This window comes from Streptococcus sp. NLAE-zl-C503, assembly GCF_900104285.1.
In the GTDB taxonomy this organism is placed as follows: Bacteria; Bacillota; Bacilli; order Lactobacillales; family Streptococcaceae; genus Streptococcus.
Window position 1 is genome coordinate 1 of sequence record NZ_FNJT01000015.1, and the last position, 2,351, is coordinate 2,351.

Annotated in this window: 2 protein-coding genes and 1 pseudogene; 2 read left to right on the plus strand and 1 reads right to left on the minus strand. The window is 35.7% G+C overall.

Annotated elements, in window-relative coordinates; translation table 11 throughout:
• Positions 1-272, plus strand: a pseudogene (locus BLS46_RS09930) (hypothetical protein); the annotation flags it as partial.
• Between the two features lie 237 nt (positions 273-509).
• Here the strand turns inward: BLS46_RS09930 and BLS46_RS09745 are convergent.
• On the minus strand, positions 510-1,037 hold the full coding sequence (locus BLS46_RS09745) for a hypothetical protein (RefSeq protein WP_049537190.1): 528 nt from the start codon (positions 1,035-1,037) through the stop codon (positions 510-512).
• A 78-nt stretch (positions 1,038-1,115) separates the two neighbouring features.
• On the opposite strand from BLS46_RS09745, the gene BLS46_RS10090 reads away from it, so the two are divergent.
• Positions 1,116-1,322: a hypothetical protein gene (locus BLS46_RS10090; RefSeq protein ID WP_049537192.1), complete on the plus strand. Its 207-nt coding sequence runs from the start codon at positions 1,116-1,118 to the stop codon at positions 1,320-1,322.
• Positions 1,323-2,351 lie beyond the last annotated feature (1,029 nt).

Consider the following 2,351-nt stretch of genomic DNA (forward strand, 5'->3'; position numbering starts at 1 on the left):
GGAAAACACTAAAAGAGGTCGCAGAGGAGTTAGGGATATCAAAAGACCTGGTAAAGTATCACAGAAAAAATTTAAATATTTTCCAGGTTGAACAAAAGGATGGAGTGTATCGTATATCTCCTTCAGGAGTGGATGAGATACGTTCTCGACTGAGAAAAGATAGCTATGATGCCACGTTTGAAGAAAAGGTCATGCGCCGTCTTGGTATGATTGAAAAACAGCAAGAATTGATATACGAGTTATTACTTAAAACATTAAACGAGCGTAAATAGCCCGTAGAGGCGTTATAGGGTGTGGGGTAGCATATTTATATAGCTGATTGGAGAGGAAGGTCATTGGTTATGAAATGCAGTTCACTGATAATCGATAACCAACCATTGCTGAAGTGATACAACAAGCAACAGAGAACAGCCACCAAACCAAAATAAAAAAAGAATTTAGGAAGCAGCTCCTAAATTCTTTTTTTATTTTATTTTTTCTGTTTATTTTTAAGATATATTTATATTTTGTTACTTAACGTATCTCCAATAAAAGTATATCCCTGTTGAAGTTGGATTATCTCTATCTGCAACAACTACATACTCCAATCCCCATCCATTTCTTGCAGCTGTCCGAAATGTTTCTAGAGAAAAAGAACGTAAAACTGAATATATACCTCCTACATAAGGAAGATATCCCATCAAGTCACCTATAGGGTCACTTGAATTTACGATACTTTGGACTTCGGAATGACTTAATCGTTTTATTACAGTTCTCATAACAGTTCTGTCCATTGATTTTCCGTCAGTTTCGATGACTTTCAAAATATCTTGAGTAATTCTCTCTTGTTCTTCAACGCTTAAATCAGTAGATGCAAAAAGTTCGTCTAAACTATAAAAAACATCCTCTTCAAATTTGACTTGATTAGTCTGGAGTCTAGCAACATGAGATTTCGGTAGGGGTGTCACACTTTGTGCAAAGACAAGAGACGGCGAAGTAAGACTAAAAGTTAATATACCTGCAGAAATAGCAGTTGCAAAAAATTTAGTAGTTTTCATGAGCTTTTCTCCTTTTTGTTTGTATTCGCTTACATTGTATCATATAATAGTATTGTGGTAAAGAAAGAAGGTATTCTTATGTGGAAAAAATATTTTTCAAAATATAAATGGACTGATTTATTCTGGATACTATTTGTGATTTTGTCATCCCTCTTGATGGGTAATAATACTCTTTTCCCCCTTACCCATCAAGATATCTCTTATTATGGGTGCTATTTGGGAATTACACTTGCATCATTTCACTTATTATTCATTGATAAATTTTTTATTTCTAACAGGAAGTAATTGAAAAAGTAAAAGGTGGATAAGGCGAATATGAAGTGTATTACTAACCTTTATTGAAACTTTACCGATGGAAGAGAATATTGATTGAGAAATCAGCCTCTATTCAGCTAGTAAGGCATAAATGGCAAGTATTTTGGTAGCACCTCAATCTCCAAACCGTGAACTGTCTCAATAGTTTTGGACTATGAGTTTTACTCAAAGCGTTAAACGAGCGTAAATAGCCCCTAGAAGGCTTATGGGCGCTCGTTTTTAGTTTTAGGGTGGATTCTATAGTTTTGATATTAAAATGCGTTAGAGGGGAAAATATGGCTTCTGAGAGCGTCTGAGCGATTTATGCCGTGAAAGCTATTTGACAACAAGCTAGGTCAAGTTAGACTGGTTAGGACGGTTCAGTCTGAACTTTGTTCAGCTGCCCGATAAACCAAAGACTAACGACCTAGGTTACTTGTTGTCAAATAGACCATGGAATAAAGCAAGCAAAGAAAAAGATTATCATACTTTGCTTTTTAGAAAAAGGTCATGGTATAATAGCAATATTCTGGCACTAAGCCTTCGAAAGGAGGTGTTTAGCATGTTAGAACTCATTACTCTTCTTGTTGTTATCCGAGTAGTGTTGCCCTTAGCGTACGAGTTGGGGAAAGCCTATGGGATGAAGTGGATTGAAAAGCGCTTCGATGACAACAAGGAATAGTGTCACTTTTCACGAACGCTAGTGTGTTGTAGCTGGCGCAAAAAAAGCACCCTAAGTCTTGGCGGACAGGGTGCTTTTCGTTTAGCGTGATGAACTCACTACTCTTGTTGTTGGTTAAATTATAACATATTTTTGCTAAATAGTAAAAATTAGGGTTAATTTTTGATAGATAGCTTGATTTGTAATTAGGGAATAGAGGAGCGAACGAAGTGAGACCCTTTTTATATATATTTAATTATATTTTATATATATTTAAGGCTCTTAAAAGCCTTAGAGCGGCAAGGGATTTCAGCTTTTATAGGGTACAAAATGTGCAGACTTAGGGTACAAAATGTGCA